The 18870-nt window shown below is 60.6% G+C and carries 12 protein-coding genes; 5 read left to right on the top strand and 7 right to left on the bottom strand.

The window, feature by feature from the left end; genetic code table 11:
• Window positions 1–24: 24 nt before the first annotated feature.
• Window positions 25–1596 carry an oligosaccharide flippase family protein gene (locus tag DWY76_RS12540; protein ID WP_120081502.1) on the bottom strand — a complete coding sequence of 524 codons (1572 nt, stop codon included), beginning with the start codon at window positions 1594–1596 and terminating at the stop codon, window positions 25–27.
• Between the two features lie 195 nt (window positions 1597–1791).
• On the opposite strand from DWY76_RS12540, the gene DWY76_RS12535 reads away from it, so the two are divergent.
• From DWY76_RS12535 to DWY76_RS12515, 5 genes are all read left to right on the top strand, one after another.
• On the top strand, window positions 1792–2625 hold the full coding sequence (locus DWY76_RS12535) for an Mrp/NBP35 family ATP-binding protein (RefSeq protein ID WP_044953699.1): 834 nt from the start codon (window positions 1792–1794) through the stop codon (window positions 2623–2625).
• A 427-nt stretch (window positions 2626–3052) separates the two neighbouring features.
• Window positions 3053–4405 carry an NADP-specific glutamate dehydrogenase gene (gene gdhA / locus DWY76_RS12530; RefSeq protein WP_120081501.1) on the top strand — a complete coding sequence of 451 codons (1353 nt, stop codon included), beginning with the start codon at window positions 3053–3055 and terminating at the stop codon, window positions 4403–4405.
• A 113-nt stretch (window positions 4406–4518) separates the two neighbouring features.
• Window positions 4519–6099 (top strand): hydroxylamine reductase, encoded by a 1581-nt coding sequence (gene hcp, locus DWY76_RS12525; RefSeq protein ID WP_097782211.1) that lies wholly within the window; start codon window positions 4519–4521, stop codon window positions 6097–6099.
• A gap of 251 nt (window positions 6100–6350) precedes the next feature.
• On the top strand, window positions 6351–10886 hold the full coding sequence (gene gltB / locus DWY76_RS12520; protein WP_243112041.1) for a glutamate synthase large subunit: 4536 nt from the start codon (window positions 6351–6353) through the stop codon (window positions 10884–10886).
• A 13-nt stretch (window positions 10887–10899) separates the two neighbouring features.
• Window positions 10900–12378 carry a glutamate synthase subunit beta gene (locus DWY76_RS12515; RefSeq protein WP_120081499.1) on the top strand — a complete coding sequence of 493 codons (1479 nt, stop codon included), beginning with the start codon at window positions 10900–10902 and terminating at the stop codon, window positions 12376–12378.
• A gap of 76 nt (window positions 12379–12454) precedes the next feature.
• Here DWY76_RS12515 and DWY76_RS12510 read toward each other — a convergent pair whose 3' ends face one another.
• From DWY76_RS12510 to thyX, 6 genes are read right to left on the bottom strand one after another with little or no spacing between them, the layout of a single operon-like run.
• Window positions 12455–14170, bottom strand: coding sequence for a PASTA domain-containing protein (locus DWY76_RS12510; RefSeq protein ID WP_120081498.1), 1716 nt, complete (start codon window positions 14168–14170; stop codon window positions 12455–12457).
• A 10-nt stretch (window positions 14171–14180) separates the two neighbouring features.
• Window positions 14181–15404: a U32 family peptidase gene (locus tag DWY76_RS12505; RefSeq protein WP_005941481.1), complete on the bottom strand. Its 1224-nt coding sequence runs from the start codon at window positions 15402–15404 to the stop codon at window positions 14181–14183.
• Between the two features lie 14 nt (window positions 15405–15418).
• Window positions 15419–16558: an endolytic transglycosylase MltG gene (mltG, locus tag DWY76_RS12500; RefSeq protein ID WP_120081497.1), complete on the bottom strand. Its 1140-nt coding sequence runs from the start codon at window positions 16556–16558 to the stop codon at window positions 15419–15421.
• An 18-nt stretch (window positions 16559–16576) separates the two neighbouring features.
• On the bottom strand, window positions 16577–17392 hold the full coding sequence (locus DWY76_RS12495) for a hypothetical protein (protein ID WP_005941478.1): 816 nt from the start codon (window positions 17390–17392) through the stop codon (window positions 16577–16579).
• 28 nt (window positions 17393–17420) lie between these two features.
• Entirely contained in the window at window positions 17421–18092 is a 672-nt protein-coding gene (locus tag DWY76_RS12490) for a deoxynucleoside kinase (protein ID WP_120081496.1), read from the bottom strand.
• Window positions 18089–18868: an FAD-dependent thymidylate synthase gene (gene thyX, locus DWY76_RS12485; RefSeq protein ID WP_120081495.1), complete on the bottom strand. Its 780-nt coding sequence runs from the start codon at window positions 18866–18868 to the stop codon at window positions 18089–18091. The genes DWY76_RS12490 and thyX overlap by 4 nt, the downstream gene beginning before the upstream one ends.
• Between the last annotated feature and the right edge of the window lie 2 nt (window positions 18869–18870).

Below are 18870 nucleotides of genomic sequence, written 5' to 3'. Positions count from 1 at the left end.
TTTGAATCCGCTGCCAAACTCCCTCTATTTTTTCGGTCTGCCGGGCCGGTGCGCAGCCCAGAGCGCGGCTGCTTCCTCTCCAAGGCCCAGCGGCCATGCCGCCAGTAGGAACACTCCTGTGGTAGCGCAGCCGCCTATGCCCAACGCGGCCAGCTGCAAAGGCAGCCGAGCCGCAAACCCATCCGCAAGCAGCTTCCGCAGCGCCATACCAGCCGCCGCAGCCAGCACAGCTGCCAGTGCCGGTGCACCCAGCCAGCGGCGGAATGCATGCTGCGTGCCGCTGGAAAACAGCAGATGCCCGGTGTTGGCCGCACAGGTGTACAGGCTGGAAAGCAGGATCACTGCCAAAAAGCCCTTCATGCCAAAGCGCGGCAGCAGCGCCACCACCCCGCCAATGCGCAGGATGGAATCCCACACGCTGTAGCGGAAGGCCGCCTTCTGCTCTCCTACCCCTTTCATGGCACCGTCCACCATGCTTTCCAGATACATCAGCGGCATGGCAGGAGCCAGCGTTTCCAGATAAAACCCGGCATCCGCACTTTGGTACAAAAGCTGTGCCAGCGGCCGTCCCCACACCCAGAACAGCACCCCTGCCAGCGCGGAAAAATAGCCGGTGAGCCGCAGCATCCGGTCCAAAAGTGCGTTGAGCCGTTTGGTTTGGCCCAGAATGTGAGCCTGCGTGATCTCCGGCATCAGCAGCACCGAAAGACTGCCCAGCAGGCCAAATGGGAACGTAAGCAGCGGCAGAGCCATGCCTTTCAGTTCTCCGTACTGCTCCAGCGCAGCGGTGCGCCCGCCCGCGTTGATCAGATAGACCGCAAGGCAGGCGGGCACCAGCATATTCTCCGCCGTGTGCAGGGCGCTTGCCAGCACCCGCCCGCCCTCCACCGGCCACAGGATCTCCCACAGACGGCGGGCAGGGTCTGCCGGGCGGACGGCTTTTTGCCCCGTAAAGGCACTGCGGGCATCCCGCCGGTAAAAGGCCAGCATGCACAGCGCCGACACCGCTTCGCTGACGGCGGTAGCTCCCAGCACCAGCATACAGCGCACGCCCACCGCAAGGCCCTCGGTGCGGGTAAGCGCCAGTGCCACCAGCGCGATGCGCACCGTCTGCTCCGTAAGCTGGCTGAACACATTGGGGGCTACATGCCGCCGGGCGATGAAAAAACCGCGCAGCACCGCCGAGACCGCCATCCATGGCATTCCCAGCGCTGAAACGCGCAAAGCACCGACGGCGCGGACATCGCCAAGCCACAACCGGGCCGCAAGATCCGCTGTCGTCAGCTGCAGCGCGGCGGCAAACAGCCCCAGCACAAGTCCTGCCGCCAGCAGACGGCGCAGCATGCCGCGGGCTGCACCACGGGCGGAAGCCGGGCCGCTGAGTTCCTCGGCCATGAGCCGGGTAGCCGCCACCGAAACGCCCGCCGTTGCCAGCGTGACGAACAGTGAATACACCGCCAGCACCAGCTGGTAAAGGCCCATCCCCTCGCCGCCCAGCTCGTTTGCCAGCCAGATGCGCAGGCCCATGCCGGCCAGCCGCAGCACCACGTCTGAACCGGTGAGCAGCGCCGCATTTTTCAAATAGCTCTGCCGCATGGCGCACCTCCTGCCGGAATGTTCCGGTTCCAGCATATGAAGCGGCGGAACAGGATATGCAAAAGCAGAGCGGCGCGGCGGGTTGTTTCCTGAGCGCTTTTATGGTATAGTAAAGGGGCGGCCTTTGCAGCCGTATTCTGATCAAGGAGGAAGCACACGGCCAATGCCTCTGAGCCAGCCGTGCGCAAAAAGAGAATGAGCGAAGAATGTACCCATGACTGCTCCAGCTGTGGAGCAGCATGTTCTTCCCGCGATGCAGCGCCCAAGCACGATGCCCCCAACCCCAACAGCAGCGTCAAAAAAGTCATTGGCGTTGTGTCCGGCAAGGGCGGCGTTGGCAAGAGCATGACCAGCGCCCTGCTGGCCTGCGCCATGGCACGCCGCGGCTACCACTGCGGCATTCTGGATGCCGACATCACCGGCCCGTCCATTCCCAAGCTGTTCGGCATCCATGGCCGTGCCATGGCCGACGACAAGGGCTGCTGGCCCATCCAGAGCCGCATGGGCATCGATGTTATGAGCATCAATCTGCTGGTGGAAAACGAGGAGGATCCCGTTGTGTGGCGCGGCCCGGTGATCGCCGGTGCCGTCAAACAGTTCTGGACCGATGTGGTCTGGAAGGACGTGGACTTTCTGTTCGTGGACATGCCTCCGGGAACCGGTGATGTGCCCCTGACCGTGTTCCAGAGCCTGCCGGTGGACGGCATTGTTGTGGTGGCAAGCCCGCAGGAGCTGGTGAGCATGATCGTGGCCAAGGCCGTGAACATGGCTGAGATGATGAAGGTGCCCATGCTGGGCATTGTGGAGAACATGAGCTACATCGTCTGCCCCGACTGCGGCAAGCACATCAATGTGTTCGGCGAGAGCCATGTGGATGAGGTGGCTGCAAAGCACGGCCTGCCCGTGCTGGCAAAGTGCCCCATCGATCCCCAGCTGGCTGCGCTTTCCGATGCCGGTATGATCGAGACCTACGGCGGCGAATATCTGGAAGGTGCCGCCGATGCCTGCGAAAAGCTGCTGAAGAAGTAAAAATCGTTTCTCTGCCCTGTGCCGTTTGCGTGGTGCAGGGCTTTTTGTTTGCAGAAAATATGGCTTTCTGCGCCTGCGGAATGCAGCAAAATGGAGAAAAGACATTCTTTTCCGTATTTCTTTTGTTCTGCCGGCGCTTTAAAAAACAAGGTTCTGTGCCGTTTTTTTCTTTTATTTTTCGTTTTGTGAAGCGGTCTCAACTTTTCATCTGTTTTTTTGAAGCATTTTCTGCTTTCTCGCTATTGTCAAACCCACAGAAATGCTTTATAATAATAAAGCGGTCTGCAGCCATAAGCAGGCCGGTGTGTAAGAACGGAAATCCGGGATCGTCCCAAAGCGTTTTAGCAGCGCGTCCGCTGTGCGGCGGGCTGGGCGGTCTCGTCTTTTTCAAATTTTATAGAGTAATTGGGAAAAGGAGTATTCTACTATGCTGACAAATGAATACCTGAAGCGCGTTTACGAAGGTCTGGAAAAGCGCAATGCCAACGAGCCTGAGTTCCTGCAGGCTGTGCGCGAGGTTCTGGAGAGCATCCAGCCCGTTGTGGAGAAGCACCCTGAGTACGAGAAGGCCGCTCTGATCGAGCGTCTGGTCGAGCCGGAGCGCATCATCACCTTCCGTGTGCCTTGGGTTGACGATCAGGGCAAGGTTCAGGTGAACCGCGGCTACCGTGTGCAGTTCAACAGCGCCATCGGCCCCTACAAGGGCGGCCTGCGCTTCCATCCCTCTGTCAATCAGGGCATCCTGAAGTTCCTCGGCTTTGAGCAGACCTTCAAGAACAGCCTGACCACCCTGCCCATGGGCGGCGGCAAGGGCGGCTCTGACTTCGACCCCCACGGCAAGAGCGACATGGAAGTGATGCGCTTCTGCCAGAGCTTCATGACCGAGCTGTACCGCCACATCGGCCAGTTCGTGGATTGCCCCGCCGGTGATATCGGTGTCGGCGGCCGTGAGGTCGGCTATATGTTCGGCCAGTACAAGCGCCTGACCAACAGCTTCCAGGGCGGCATGCTCACCGGCAAGGGCCTGACCTTCGGCGGTTCTCTGGCCCGTACCGAGGCTACCGGCTACGGCCTGTGCTACTTCACCGCTGAAGCTCTGAAGTGCATGCGCAACGACAGCCTCCAGGGCAAGACCGTGGTCATCTCCGGTTCCGGCAATGTTGCGATCTACGCCTGCGAGAAAGCTACCCAGCTGGGTGCCAAGGTCGTGACCATGTCCGACTCCAACGGCTATGTCTACGATCCCAACGGCATCGATCTGGCCTACGTCAAGGATCTGAAGGAAGTCCGCCGCGGCCGTATCAAGGAGTACGCCGAGACCCACGAGGGTGTAACCTATGTTGCAGATTGCACCAAGGTCTGGACTGTCCCCTGCGACATCGCCCTGCCCTGCGCAACCCAGAACGAGATCAACAAGGAGTCCGCTGAGGCTCTGGTGAAGGGCGGCTGCACTGTCGTGTGCGAGGGTGCCAACATGCCCAGCACCCCGGAGGCCATCGAGGTCTACCTGTCCAACGGCATCCTGTACGGACCTGCAAAGGCTTCCAACGCAGGCGGCGTGGCTACCTCCGGTCTGGAGATGAGCCAGAACTCTGAGCGCCTGAGCTGGACCTTTGAAGAGGTCGATGCCAAGCTGAAGGGCATCATGGAGGGCATCTTCCACGCTTCCTACGATGCATCTGTGGCTGCCGGTTCCGAGGGCAACCTGATGGTCGGTGCAAACTGCGCAGGCTTCCTGAAGGTTGCTACCGCCATGATGGCACAGGGCATCACCTACTAAGTCATACCGCGTCGTCTAAGAGCCGCGCCCGCAGGGGTGCGGCTCTTTTTTGGTATAACCCCGCCCCGCTCTGCCCACACTGGCAGTATCTTATGGCAGAAAGGGAGTTTTGTATGGACGAGCAGATGTTTTGTTTTCAGTGTGAGCAGGCGGCGGGCTGCACCGCCTGCACCGGCGCAGCGGGGGTGTGCGGCAAGTCGGCCGAGACAGCCGCCGCACAGGACCGGCTCACCGGGGCGCTCATCGCGTTTGCCGGGCAGCTCATCGCGGCGGGGCGCGGCCCGACCCCGGAACAGGCCCGGCTGCTGATGCAGGGGCTGTTCACCACCATTACCAACGTGAACTTTGACCCCGCCGCCGTGGACGCGCTGACCCGCCGGGTGCACGACGCCAGCCCCGGCACCGGCCCGGACTACGACATGCAGGCCCTCTGGCGGGAACCGGACGCCGACCGGCGCAGCCTGAAATGCTTTGTGCTGTTCAGCCTGCGGGGCATGGCCGCCTACAACTACCACGCCCGGGTGCTGGGCCGCATCGACCCGGAGCTGGACCGGTTCTTCTGTACCGCCCTGCAGGCCGTGGGCGACCCCGGCCAGACCACCGACGCCCTGTGGCAGCTGGTGCAGGCCACAGGAGAAGCCAGCTACCGCTGCATGGAGCTGCTGGACGCGGCCAACACCGGCGCGTTTGGCGATCCGGAACCGGTGCAGGTGCCCCTGACCATTGAAAAGGGGCCGTTCATCGTGATTTCCGGCCACGACCTCTACGACGCACAGCAGCTGCTGGAACAGACCGCAGGCCGGGGCGTCAACGTCTACACCCACTCGGAGATGCTGCCCGCCCACGGCTACCCGGAGCTGAAGCGCCGCTACCCCCACCTCAAGGGCAACTTTGGCACCGCATGGCAGAACCAGCAGCGGGAGTTCGAGGACATCCCCGCGCCCATCCTGTTCACCACCAACTGCATCATGCCCCTGCGCGCCAGCTACGCCGACCGGGTGTTCACCACCTCGGTGGTGGCTTACCCCGGCGTGCCCCACATCGACGAAGGGCGCGACTTTTCCCCGGTGATCGAAAAGGCGCTGGAGCTGGGCGGCTACGCGCAGGACACCCTGCTGCCCGGCCTGAACGGCGGCTCCACGGTGACCACCGGTTTTGCCCGCACCGCCGTGCTGCAGCACGCGGACGAGATCGTGCAGGCGGTGCGGGACGGTAAGCTGCGGCACTTCTTTCTGGTGGGCGGCTGCGACGGCACCCGGCCCAGCCGCCGCTACTACACCGAGTTTGCCCGCCTTACCCCGCCCGACACCATCCTGCTGACCCTGGCCTGCGGCAAGTTCCGCCTGAACGACCTGCCCCTTGGCACCGTGCCGGGCACCGGCCTGCCCCGCATCCTAGACGTGGGCCAGTGCAACGACGCCTACAGCGCCATCCGCATCGCATTGGCGCTGGCCGACGCCTTTGGCTGCGGCGTCAACGACCTGCCCCTCTCGCTGGTGCTGTGCTGGTTTGAGCAGAAGGCCGTGTGCATCCTCATCGCGCTGCTGGCGCTGGGCATCCGGAACATCCGGCTGGGGCCTACCCTGCCCCCGTTCCTCTCGCCGGTCGTTGTGGCTGCCCTGCAGCAAAAGTACGATTTAAAAGCCGTAACAACGCCGGAAAATGACCTGCAGGCCATTCTGGGCAGACATTGAGCCTGCACTGTTCTCACTATAGCTACAACTGACCGCCATACGCGGCGTTTCGCACAAGAAGTGGTGTAAAGCAGTTGTCATATTTGGTGCAGCTGTCACTTGAAGATTTTTCAGCGTTCAGTATAATAATAGTTACCGGAACAAAGGCGTTCCGCAAGGGTAAAGTATGCCCTTGCGGGGCGCTTTTCTTTTTTGTCAAAATGCGGAGGGTGCCGCACCGGTGAGGATTTTAGATAAGGATGGGAAAGTCTATGGAAAACTTTACAGAGCAGAAAAACACCCTTGGTCTGTACGATCCACAGTTTGAGCACGATGCCTGCGGCATTGGCGCTGTGGTGGATATCAAGGGCCGCAAAAGCCACCAGACCGTGGACGATGCACTAGCCATTGTGGAACGGCTGGAGCACCGTGCCGGCAAGGATGCCGAGGGCAAGACCGGCGACGGTGTGGGCATTTTGCTGCAGATCAGCCACAAGTTCTTCTCCAAGGTGGCCGAAGAACTGAACATCAGCCTTGGCAACGAGCGCGAGTACGGTGTGGGCATGTTCTTCTTCCCCCAGAGCGAACACCTGCGTGCGCAGGCCATGAAGCTGTTTGAGGTGGTCACCCGCAAGGAAGGCCTCGAATTTCTGGCATGGCGCAAGGTTCCCGTGAACCCGGATGCCGTGGGCCAGAAAGCCCGCGACTGTATGCCTGCTATCTGGCAGTGCTTCATCAAAAAGCCCGCCAAGGTGAGCAAGGGCATCGATTTTGACCGCAAGCTGTACATTGTGCGCCGCGTGTTCGAGCAAGCCAGCAACGGCACTTATGTGCCCAGCCTGTCCAGCCGCACCATCGTGTACAAGGGCATGTTCCTTGTGCACGACCTGCGCCTGTTCTATACCGACCTGCAGGACGAGGATTATGAATCCGCTATCGGCATGGTGCACAGCCGCTTCTCCACCAACACCAACCCCAGCTGGATGCGCGCACACCCCAACCGCTTCATCCTGCACAACGGCGAGATCAACACCATCAAGGGCAACACGGATGCCATGCTGGCTCGTGAAGAGAGCATCTCCAGCTCCATCATGCAGGACGACATGAACAAGATCCTGCCCATCATCAATACTTCCGGCTCCGATTCCGCCATGCTGGATAACGCGCTGGAATTCATGGTGATGAACGGCATGGATCTGCCGCTGGCCGTGATGATCACCATTCCCGAGCCGTGGGAGAACAACAAGAACATCAGCCAGAAAAAGCGCGATTTCTACCAGTATTATGCCACCATGCTGGAGCCTTGGGATGGCCCCGCTGCCATCCTCTTCTCGGACGGCGACGTGATGGGCGCTGTGCTGGACCGCAACGGTCTGCGCCCCAGCCGCTATTACATCACCAAGGACGGCCGCATGATCCTGTCCTCCGAGGTGGGTGTGCTGGAATGCGAGCCGGATAATATTTTGGTCAAGGATCGTCTGCGCCCCGGCAAAATGCTGCTGGTGGACACCGTGAAGGGCGAAGTGGTGGACGACGAAAAGCTCAAGGAGTTCTACGCCAGCCGTGAGCCTTACGGCGAGTGGATCGACCGCAACCTTGTGGAGCTGGCCAGACTGAAAATTCCCAACGTGAAGGTGGAAAGCTACACCGGCGATCAGCTCACCCGCCTGCAGAAGGTGTTCGGCTACAAGTATGAGGATGTGAACACCATGATCCTCTCCATGGCACGGGCAGGCGTAGAGCCTTCCGGCGCTATGGGCACCGACACCCCGCTTGCTGTGCTGAGCAACCAGCATCCGCCGCTGTTCAATTACTTCAAGCAGCGCTTTGCGCAGGTCACCAACCCGCCCATCGATGCCATCCGCGAAAAGGTGGTCACTTCCACCAGCGTGTATATTGGCGCACACGGCAACCTGCTGGAGGACAAGCCCGAGAACTGCAAGGTGCTCAAGGTGCACAACCCCATCCTGACCAGCACCGACCTGCTCAAGATCAAATACATGAACGTGCCCGGCTTCAAGGTAGCCACGGTGTCCATCAACTACTATAAGAATACCAGTCTGGAAAAGGCCATCGACCGTGTATTTCTGGAGGTTGACCGCGCCTACAAGGATGGTGCAAACATCATCATCCTTTCTGACCGCGATGTGGATGAATACCACGTGACCATTCCCAGCCTGCTGGCAGTTTCCGCGGTTTCGCAGTACCTGATCCGCACCAAGAAGAGCACCGCACTGGCCCTGATCCTGGAAAGTGCAGAGCCGCGCGAGGTGCACCACTTTGCCGCTCTGCTGGGCTACGGTGCCTGCGCCATCAATCCCTATCTGGCACATGAGACCATCGGCCAGCTCATCGACGAAGGCCTGCTGGACAAAGATTACTATGCAGCCGTGGAGGACTACGACAACGCCATCCTCAGCGGCATTGTGAAGATTGCCTCCAAGATGGGCATTTCCACCATCCAGAGCTACCAGAGCAGCCAGATCTTTGAGGCTGTGGGCATCTCCAAGGATGTCATCGACAAATACTTCACCGGCACGGTGAGCCGTGTGGGCGGCATTACCCTTTCGGACATTCAGGCCGATGTGGAAGCCCAGCACAACGCAGCCTTCGACCCGCTGGGTCTGGACATCAACATGGAGCTAGCCGACAGCGGCGCACACAAATTCCGCAGCGGCAAGGAAGAACACCTGTTCAACCCCCAGACCATCCACCTGTTCCAGAAAGCCTGCTGGACGAACGACTACTCGGCTTTCAAGCAGTTCACCAGCACCGTGGACAATATGGGTGCTGACGGCGTGCATCTGCGCAGCCTGCTGGACTTCAACTATGCTCCTGACGGCGGCATCCCGCTGGAAGAGGTGGAGCCGGTAAGCTCCATCGTCAAGCGGTTCAAGGGCGCAGCCATGAGCTACGGTGCCCTGAGCAGTGAAGCCCATGAGACCATTGCCATTGCCCTGAACCGTCTGGGCGGCCGCAGCAACACCGGCGAGGGCGGCGAACCCGAAGAGCGCTACCACAGCGAGAGCAATTCCAAGATCAAGCAGGTGGCTTCCGCACGCTTTGGTGTAACGAGCAAATACCTCGTTTCTGCGGAAGAGATCCAGATCAAGCTGGCACAGGGTGCAAAGCCCGGTGAGGGCGGCAACCTGCCCGGTGCCAAAGTATATCCGTGGATTGCAAAGACCCGCCACAGCACCACCGGTGTGGGCCTGATCTCTCCCCCGCCGCACCACGATATCTACTCCATCGAGGACCTTGCAGAGCTGATCTACGACCTGAAGAACGCCAACCGCAGCGCCAACATCAATGTCAAGCTGGTCAGTGAGGCCGGCGTTGGCACCATTGCGGCCGGTGTTGCCAAGGGCGGCGCACAGGTCATTCTGGTGTCCGGCTACGACGGCGGCACCGGTGCAGCACCGCGTACTTCCATCAAGCACGCTGGCCTGCCGTGGGAGCTGGGCATCGCCGAGACCCATCAGACCCTGATCCTGAACGGCCTGCGCACCCGCGTGCGCATCGAGAGTGACTCCAAGCTGCTCTCCGGCCGCGATGTTGCCATCAGCTGTATGCTGGGCGCAGAGGAGTTCGGCTTCGGCACTACCCTGCTGATGGCCGAGGGCTGCGTGATGATGCGTGTGTGCAATCTGGATACCTGCCCCATGGGCATCTGCACCCAGAACCCGGAGCTGCGCAAGAACTTCAAGGGCAAGCCGGAATACATCATCAACTACCTCACCTTTGTGGCCGAGGAGCTGCGCGAGTACATGGCAAAACTGGGCGTGCGCACCATCGATGAACTGGTGGGCCGCACCGACCTGCTCAAGGTCAAGCCTGCCGCACCCGGCAGCCGCGCTTCCAAGATGGATCTCGACTGCATCCTGCACAACCCTGCCATCGAGAACAGCAATGTTCACTTCGTGAAGGAGGACACCTACGACTTCCATCTGGAAAACACCCTCGATATGAAGGTGCTGATGAAGAAGTTCAAGCTCAGCAGCAAGAATGCCCAGAGCGTGACGCTGGATGTCTCCAACACCGACCGCGCCTTTGGTGCCATCTTTGGCAGCGAGATCACCCGCAAATACGGCAACAGCCTGCCGGATGATATTTACACCGCCCACTGTGTGGGTGCAGGCGGCCAGAGCTTTGGTGCCTTCATCCCGGGCGGCCTGACGCTGGACCTTGTGGGCGACTGCAACGACTACATGGGCAAGGGCCTGTCCGGCGGCAAGATCGTCGTGCGCCCGCCCAAGGGCATCACATTCAAGCCCGAGGAGAACATTATCACCGGCAACGTGGCCCTGTACGGTGCTACCAGCGGCAAGGCGTTCATTTCCGGCGTGGCCGGTGAGCGCTTCGCCGTGCGCAACAGCGGTGCCACCGCCGTTGTGGAGGGCGTTGGCGACCACGGCTGCGAGTACATGACCGGCGGCACGGTGGTGGTTCTGGGCCAGACCGGCAAGAACTTTGCAGCCGGTATGACCGGCGGCATCGCCTATGTGCTGGACGAGAACTGGGACTTCTACCAGCGCGTGAACAAGGAGACCGTCAGCCTGGAGCCTGTGGAGCACAAGTACGATGTTGCCACCCTGAAAGAGCTGATCCGCGAACATGTGGAGGCCACCGGCTCTCCCCGCGGCAAAGAGATTCTTGACAACTTCAGCGAATTCCTGCCCAAGTTCAAGAAAGTTCTGCCCTACGATTATGACCGTATGCTGCGTGTGATCGCATCCGTTGAGGAGCGCGGTCTGGACGGCGAGCAGGCACAGATCGAAGCATTCTACACGGTGCAGAAGAAGAAGTAAGGAGGGCAGCGTTATGGGTAAGACAACTGGATTTATCGACTATACGCGCAAAACCAGCACGGATGTTCCGCCGCTGGAACGCATTGAAAACTTTAACGAATTTCATGTCTGGCTCTCCCGCGAGGAGCAGCAGACGCAGGCAGCACGCTGCATGGACTGCGGTGTTCCCTTCTGTCAGGCCGGCATGATGATCGGCGGCATGGCCTCCGGCTGCCCGCTGAACAACCTCATCCCGGAGTGGAACGACCTTGTTTATCATGGCAAGTGGGAGCTGGCCATGCATCGGCTGATGGCCACCAACCGTTTTCCGGAGTTCACCAGCCGGGTGTGCCCTGCCCTGTGTGAAGCGGCCTGCACCTGCGGCGATGTGACCGGCAGCAGCGTGACCGTGCGCGAGAACGAGCACGCCATTATTGAGACGGCTTACGCCAAGGGCTGGCTGCACGCCGCACCGCCGCCCTCCCGCACCGGCAAGAGCGTAGCTGTGGTGGGCAGCGGCCCCTCCGGCCTTTCGGTGGCCGAATACCTGAACAAGCGCGGCCACGCCGTGACTGTGTTCGAGCGTGCAGACCGCGTGGGCGGCCTGCTGATGTACGGCATCCCCAACATGAAGCTGGACAAATCCGTCATCGAGCGCCGCATCAAGATCATGCAGGCCGAGGGCGTGGAGTTCCGCACCAACATGGATGTGGGCGGGGCTGTTGCCGCCGAAGAGCTGCTGAACGGCTACGATGCCGTGGTGCTGTGCTGCGGTGCCAAGAAGGCCCGCGACCTGAATGTGCCCGGCCGCGATGCAAACGGCGTGCACTTTGCCGTGGACTACCTGACCAGCGTGACCAAGAGCCTGCTGGACAGCCAGTTCGCGGACGGCAAGGCCATCGATGCCAAGGGCAAGAATGTTCTGGTGATCGGCGGCGGTGATACCGGCAACGACTGTCAGGGCACGGCCCTGCGGCAGGGCTGCACCGATCTGGTGGCACTGGAAATGATGCCGCAGCCGCCCAAGGAGCGTGCAGCCTCCAACCCGTGGCCGGAGTGGCCCCGTGTGCTGAAGGTGGACTACGGCCAGACCGAGTGTCTTGCAAAGTTTGGCAAGGACCCGCGCGTGTACCAGACCACCGTGAAGGAATTTTTGAAGGATGATGCGGGCAATCTGACCGGTGCTATCATCTCCTACCTGAAGCCGGAACGGAACCCCGAGACCGGCCGTACCAGCATGGTGCCTACCGGTGAAGAATTCACCTACAACTGCCAGCTGGCGTTCATCGCCGCAGGCTTTACCGGCTGCGAAAGCTACGTGGCCGATGCATTTGGTGTGGAGCTGACCGCCCGCGGCAACGTGGCAGACCACAGCTTCAAGACCAACGTGGAAAAGGTGTTCGTTTGCGGCGATATGCGCCGCGGCCAGAGCCTTGTGGTGTGGGGCCTGCGCGAAGGCCGCGACTGCGCCGCCGAGGTAGACCGCTACCTGATGGGCTACACCAACCTCTAACTAAGCCATTCTCTTTCCTATCCTAAACAAGCAGAAGCGGGGGCCTTTGCAAGGCTCCCGCTTCTGCTTTTGTTTTTTAGTCTGTATTGTATTCCGGTTCCGTGGGGGTAGGATCTGTTGTTTCCGGAGGGGCCGGCTCTGTCGTGGTGGGTTCGGTAGCGGCGGGTTCCTCCGGTGTTACCGTGATCTGCACACTGGGGTCTGCCGCAATATACACGGTGATCACCGTGCCCACTTCCACCTTGGTGCCCGGCTCCTCGCTGGTACGCACCACGCAGCCGGATGCATAGGAGCCATCATTCACCACCATAAAGCAGCTGGCCACAAGACCCCGGGCTTCCAGTTCCTTTACCGCGCCATCCTGCGTAAAGCCGATGATATTGGGCATCTCGGCCATCTGCGGGCCTTTGCTCACCACCAGCCGTATGGTCTCCCCTGCCTTGAGCACAGTATCCGCGCTCGGCTCCTGCTGGATGATCTGGCCCGCCGGGGCGGTATCGCTGTATTCCTCGGTGACATAGAACAGATACATGCTGGTATATTCCCGGTTGTTCTGCACCTGTGTGTAGTCCATGCCAATAAAGTTCGGCACAAGGTTCTGCGGCACCATCACCTCGCTGCTGGCCGGTTCCGACTCCGCAGCCGACGCGGCAGGCTGGTGGATGTGCTGGCTCAGCACGCTCCACAGCGTGAGCAGAATGAGGATGGACAGCAGGATCACGATGCCCGCCAGCAGCGCTTTTAAGCTGAGCAGATGCTCCTTGCGTTCCGGCTCCGGCTGGGCTGTGTGCACCGGAGCCTCCGGCTTCATGGTGCGAGTCAGCTCGGCGGTGTATTCCTTGGAAGAAAGGGCCTGATACAGCTGCGGCACGGTCTGGATGCGCTCCATGGGCCGCAGGCGCAGGCCCAGCTGCAGCACCTGCGAGACGTACAGCGGCAGGCTGCCGTTCACCGATTTTGCGCGTGGGTTGGAGTCTGTCACCATGCGCTGCGCTGCAGGCACCGGGGCCTGCCCGCACACCATGCGGTAGAACACGGCCGCAAGGCTGTATTCATCGGTATAGCGGCCCTCGAACTCTGCGGTGGAATACTGCTCCGGGGCGGAATAGCCTTCGTACAGCTGTTCGTGCAGGCCGCTGCCCGCCGTGCGCAGGCCCACCGTGGCATAGCCCGCCAGACGGCAGCGGTCGTTTTCCATCACGCGGATGTTCTCCGGGCAGATACCGCGGTGCACCAGACCGATCTTGTGCATGGCGGCTACGCCTTCAAACACCGGCTGCAGCATGGTGCAGGCATCGTCCGGGCGGATGGTGCCGGGGTGGTTTTCCAGCCACTGATCCAGCGGGGTGCCGCCCAGATTTTCCAGAATGGCGTAAACGCTGTTATTGGCTTCCACCACATCCAGCACGGCTTCCAGACCATTGGCCGGAGTGATGCGCTGGATGGAGCGGTACAGGTCCGCAAAATCCATGCGGGTGGTCTTGAACAGCACCTCACTGCCGGTCTTGGGCCGCAGGGTGCTTTCTGCGGTGCGCTCCGCCGTGAGGGTAATGGGCAGATATTCCTTGATGGTCACCCGGAAACGGCCCAGATTCTCTGCGCCGCGGTAGAGGATGCCCTCGCCGTCGATGCTCAGCATTTCCCCTACGGTGTAGCGCCCGGCCAGCACGGTGCCCACCGGCAGGGTGCCGCCGGGGTTGCGCCCGGCAAAGCTTTTGCCGCAGTGCGGGCAGCTTTGTGCTGCTCCGGGCAGCGGCTGCAGGCAGTATGGACACAGGCGTGTTGCTTCCATTGTGGTCTCCTTATACCGTTTTGCGCCGCAGCAGGCTCATGGGCGGCAGCTCCGGCGTGGGAATGGTGTATTTTTCCATGGCATGCGGGGTGCTCTCCACCCGTTCACCGGCTTCGTTTTCGATCCACTCAGGGTTCAGCGGAATGCTGCGGCCATCCGGGCAGAGGGCTTCCAGAGTGTCGCCCAGGCTCCACTTGCCGCGCTGCTGGCAGGAGGCAACGCCGTTCTCCCAGCCGTCCACCGTGCCCACAAACTCCCACTCGCGGATGTAAGTAGCGCTGTCGGTGGCCTGTCTGGCCTGCTCGCGGCCAAAGTAGAAGCCCGGCGAGTAGTGGCGGTGGCTGGTACGGGTAAGCTCCTCGTACACTTCAGCAGGCAGCTCAAAGTTGTCGTTGAGCGGGTCGGCCAGATAAGCGTCCAGCGCCCTGCGGTAGGCGGCGGTAACGCTTGCCACATAGTAGAAGGTCTTGGCACGGCCCTCGATCTTCAGGCTGTCCACACCGGCCTTGCAGATCAGATCAAGGAAAGGCGCGGTGCACATATCATTGGCGTTGAGGATGTAGCTGCCGTTCTCGTTCTCGCCGATCTCGTACAGCTGGCCCGGACGGGTCTCCTCGCTGAGATAGTATTTCCAGCGGCAGGGCTGGGCGCACTGGCCGCGGTTCGCGTCGCGGCCCGCCATGTAGTTGGAAAGCAGGCATCGGCCCGAAACGCTCATGCACATAGCACCGTGCACAAAGGCTTCGATCTCCAGCTCCGGCGGTGTTTTATCGCGCAGGATCGCAATATCCTGCAGGGTCATCTCACGGGCCAGCACCACGCGCTTTGCGCCCATGTTGTAGGCGGCGCGGGCCGCAGCCCAGTTGGTGATGCCTGTCTGGGTGGACATGTGCACATCGATGTCCGGTGCAAAGGTCTTGCAGGCATCCAGCACACCAAGGTCTGCCACGATAAAGGCATCCACACCGGCCTTGGCTGCTTCCTTGATGGCCTCGGGCAGGCGGTCGGCTTCCTCGTTGGTGGGCAGGGTGTTCATGGTCAGGTAGACCTTGCGGCCGCGGGCGTGAGCGTAGATGACACCCTCGGCCAGCTGTTCCGGCGTAAAGTTGGCCGGAGCAGACCGCATTCCAAATTCAGGCAGGCCGCAGTAAACGGCATCGGCACCGTAGTTGATGGCATAGCGCAGGCGTTCCAGATCGCCTGCCGGGGCCAGCAGTTCCGGGATTTGCAGCATAGTTCAAATTCCTCTCATTTTTCCGTATTCACAGTTTTGTTCACTTGTGCTGCCTTCTGGCAGTTTGCGTTGTGTTCGCTCAGGGTGCGGGCATAATAATAGCTGCCCTTGAGGTCGGTCACAAAGAAATAGGCATCCTTGGCCTCCTCATTGGGCTGGGGGGCCAGCGCTGCCCTGATGGCCGCAATGCCGGGGTTCGAGATCGGCCCGGCAGGCAGGCCCTTGCAGCTGTAGGTATCATACGCAGCCACGATATTTTCCGGGATATTATCCCAGCCGCCATAGTAGGGTGCCACCCAGTTCCAGAGGTAATTGTTGTCACTGTCGCTCTGGATGTGGCTGGAGGTGTTGCTCTGCAGGCGCGGGTAGGGCGAATCCGCAGCCAGACGGTTGCGGAACACCTGTGCCACGTTCGAGTCCTGACTGTTGCCCGCTTCCTCCTGCACAAAGGATGCCAGTGTGATCAGCTGGGGCAGGGTCATATCCTGCTTTTTAAGTTCTGCATACATCTCATCGGTGATCTGTGCATCGAACTGGGCATAGAAGGTGGCTACATAGTTGTGCACGGTGTCGTCCTTTAAGAATTCGTAGGTCTCCGGGAAGAGATAGCCCTCGCACTTCATAAAGCGGTCCGGCGCGTCGGCATCGTCCGGCACGTACTGCCAGAAGGTGTATTCGCTGAAATCGCCCTCGTTGGCTTCCTTCAAAAAGTCCTCCGCGCTGCACAGCCCGGCGGCTTCCATTTTCTGGGCAATGGCAATGGCCGTGGTGCCCTCTGGGATGGTCACGCGCACCGTTTCGGCCTTGGCGTAGGTGGACAGGACCGCAATAATGGCATCGTAAGAACAGGCGCTCTTCTGCAGGGTAAAATCGCCATACTGCAGCTTTGATGCCGCACCCTTTTGCCCCACATACCAGCGGAACAGATAGGCCGAGCGGATCACACCCGCATCCTTGAGCTTTTGCGCAATGACGGAAACGCCGCTGCCCTGCGGGATGCTCACCGTTACCTCCGTGCCGGGTCTGCCATTGCCGCTGATCTCGTTGTGCGCAAACAGCAGCGCCCCGCCAACGGCCAGCGCCAGCAGTACCACCAGCACCAGCAGGATCTTCCCTACACCGCCTTTTTTGCGGGTGTTTTTTTCGTGTGCCATAAGCACCTTCCTTTTATCTTAGTTTTCCAGCATCAGGCGCATGTAGCTTTCGGCTACATCAAAGGGTTCGGCATCAAAGCGGATCATGCCGTAGTCCTGCCGGGTGCCCTCGCCGAGGAACAGCGGCTGGGATGCGCCCACGGTAATGACCGCCTTTTCCACAATGACTTCCTTTTCGCGGGCGGCTTCCATCAGTACTTCGGCGGCGCGGTCATTGTCGGCCTGCAGCTCCACAAAGTAAAGCGTATCCTCCTTGCGGAAATAAATACCATAGCCGTGGGCGCTGGAAACGATGGTGGCACCGGAGGAGTACAGATCTCCCAGCACCACGGCCATGCGCTCCGGGGTCAGCTGCACGGTATCGGGCCAGAAGCGCTCCCGCAGCTCACACAGCTTTTTGGCGGTGACGGAATCAAACTCCGCCTGGCTCCACAGGTTGCGCTCCACCTCGCGGGGAAGACAGCGCAGGGCGAAGGCCCATGCAAAGCCCTTATCCTGCAGCAGTGCGGCCTGCTCCGGGCTGGTGGGCACTGCCACCGTAAACCCTGCGCCGCGCAGCTTCTGCTGGGCACACAGATAGTCTACAAGGCCCGCCAGGATCAGGCTGCCCTCGCCGCACAGACCGTACAGGTAGGTGCCGCTGCGGCCCTGCAGCGTGACCGGCACAGCCAGCACCACCGCGGCGATCTCATCATTTTCCTCGGCCACATAGACGTTCTGCTCGCCTGCAAACTGCTCAATGGCCTTTTTGGCAAATTCTTCTGATTCATTGCGCTGGCTCTGCCATAAAGCCAGCACTGCCGGTTTATCTTCCGGCTGCATCAAACGATACATCTGTCAGGATGCCCCCTCTTATCGAAAATTATGTCAGCTGCTTCAACACGATCTCCTGCACTTCGGCCTGAATGTCTTCGATGCTGCGCATGTTGTCCCCGCTGGTGCAATGCACGACGGCCCAGCCAAGGTGCGCGGCACAATACTCGGCGGCGCAGCGGCTGCGGGCAAGATACTCGGTATCCTTCTCGTGCACATCCTTCCTGCTCTCGTCGCCGTGGTAACGCTGGGTCATAAGCTTCTGGCTCACGGCGGGGTCTACCTGTAAGTAGATCACCTCATCCGGCGCAGGCAGGCCCAGCAGATGGAATTCAAAATCAAACAGCCAGCCGAGAAAACTCTCCCACTGCTCCGGCGGCAGCTTGGAGCACTGGTGCACCGCGTTGGAGGTGGTGTAGCGGTCGGCAATGATGATGCCGCCATTCTCGTAAAAACTGCCCCAGTCCTTTTTGTAGCTGGCATAGCGGTCCACCGCATAAAAGCTGGAGGCTGCATAGGCGTTTACATCGTCCGGGTGCTGGCCGAACTGCCCTGCCAGATACATTTTTACAAGGGCGCTGGAGTCGCTGCCGTAGTCCGGGAAGCTCACCTCGCGCACCGCAAGGCCCTGTGCAGCCAGATACCCGGCCAGCAGCTTTGCCTGCGTGGCCTTGCCGCTGCCGTCCAGTCCTTCAATGGCGATCAGTTTTCCCTTGCTCATACGCCTGCAGCCTCCTTGATGGATGCATATTTTGCGCGCACCTCAGCGGTTTTCCCGCAGCACATTTTTCCCTCCGGGCAGGGGCCGGATACACAGGCCGGGCCGGACTTTGCAAAGATATGCGGTGCCACCGGGTACACCAGCTCAAACATTTTTTCGGCCAGCTCCCGGATCTCCCACTGGGCGCGGCTGCAGCAGCGCAGGTGGAAAAAGTTCTGCAGGCTGCGGGCATTCATGGTGACCACCATCTTGGTCTCGCAGGCGTTGGGCAGTACAAAGCGGGCATCCTCGTTGGCCTGCTTGCTGGCCTTGGCACGGGCCTGCTTTTCCGGCATTCCTTCAGCCATCAGGCGGGCGGTGTGGCCTTCTTCCAGCTTGTGGGCAAGGTCGAGGTAGCGCTTTGCGTCCTCTTCCATGCTGGCAAGGAAAGCTTCCTTTGCTTCCGGGATGGCTTCGATCTCGGGCGGTACCACATAGCGGAAATCGTCCAGCCGCACATAGCGCTGGCTCTGCACACTGAAGGATGCAATGCGGTGGCGGGTGATCTGCGCCAGCAAAGTGCGGCTGACCCCCTCGATGCCAAAGGTGAAGCTGGCATGTTCAATGGGGCTGGCATGGCCCAGATCGCTGAGCATGGTCAGGAACTTCGCGGTCTTTTCCTCGGTCAGGCCGTCCAGCAGGTCGGTGATGTGCGCATCGGAATAGCAGAGCTTTGCCGCTGCAGCCACCACCTTTTCCGGTTCCGGGGTATGTGCAATCAAACGAACAGTCATCATAA

Origin of the sequence: Faecalibacterium sp. AF27-11BH, from assembly GCF_003603005.1 — a bacterium.
Lineage (GTDB): Bacteria > Bacillota > Clostridia > Oscillospirales > Ruminococcaceae > Faecalibacterium > Faecalibacterium taiwanense.
Note: the sequence above shows the minus strand (reverse complement) of the source record. Positions and strands in the feature narration are given on the sequence as shown.

Coding starts and splice junctions, on each gene's coding strand:
- DWY76_RS12540 (WP_120081502.1), bottom strand. CDS start 1,596: ATGCGGCAGAGCTATTTGAAAAATGCGGCGCTGCTCACCGGTTCAGAC.
- DWY76_RS12535 (WP_044953699.1), top strand. CDS start 1,792: ATGAGCGAAGAATGTACCCATGACTGCTCCAGCTGTGGAGCAGCATGT.
- gdhA (WP_120081501.1), top strand. CDS start 3,053: ATGCTGACAAATGAATACCTGAAGCGCGTTTACGAAGGTCTGGAAAAG.
- hcp (WP_097782211.1), top strand. CDS start 4,519: ATGGACGAGCAGATGTTTTGTTTTCAGTGTGAGCAGGCGGCGGGCTGC.
- gltB (WP_243112041.1), top strand. CDS start 6,351: ATGGAAAACTTTACAGAGCAGAAAAACACCCTTGGTCTGTACGATCCA.
- DWY76_RS12515 (WP_120081499.1), top strand. CDS start 10,900: ATGGGTAAGACAACTGGATTTATCGACTATACGCGCAAAACCAGCACG.
- DWY76_RS12510 (WP_120081498.1), bottom strand. CDS start 14,170: ATGGAAGCAACACGCCTGTGTCCATACTGCCTGCAGCCGCTGCCCGGA.
- DWY76_RS12505 (WP_005941481.1), bottom strand. CDS start 15,404: ATGCTGCAAATCCCGGAACTGCTGGCCCCGGCAGGCGATCTGGAACGC.
- mltG (WP_120081497.1), bottom strand. CDS start 16,558: ATGGCACACGAAAAAAACACCCGCAAAAAAGGCGGTGTAGGGAAGATC.
- DWY76_RS12495 (WP_005941478.1), bottom strand. CDS start 17,392: ATGTATCGTTTGATGCAGCCGGAAGATAAACCGGCAGTGCTGGCTTTA.
- DWY76_RS12490 (WP_120081496.1), bottom strand. CDS start 18,092: ATGAGCAAGGGAAAACTGATCGCCATTGAAGGACTGGACGGCAGCGGC.
- thyX (WP_120081495.1), bottom strand. CDS start 18,868: ATGATGACTGTTCGTTTGATTGCACATACCCCGGAACCGGAAAAGGTG.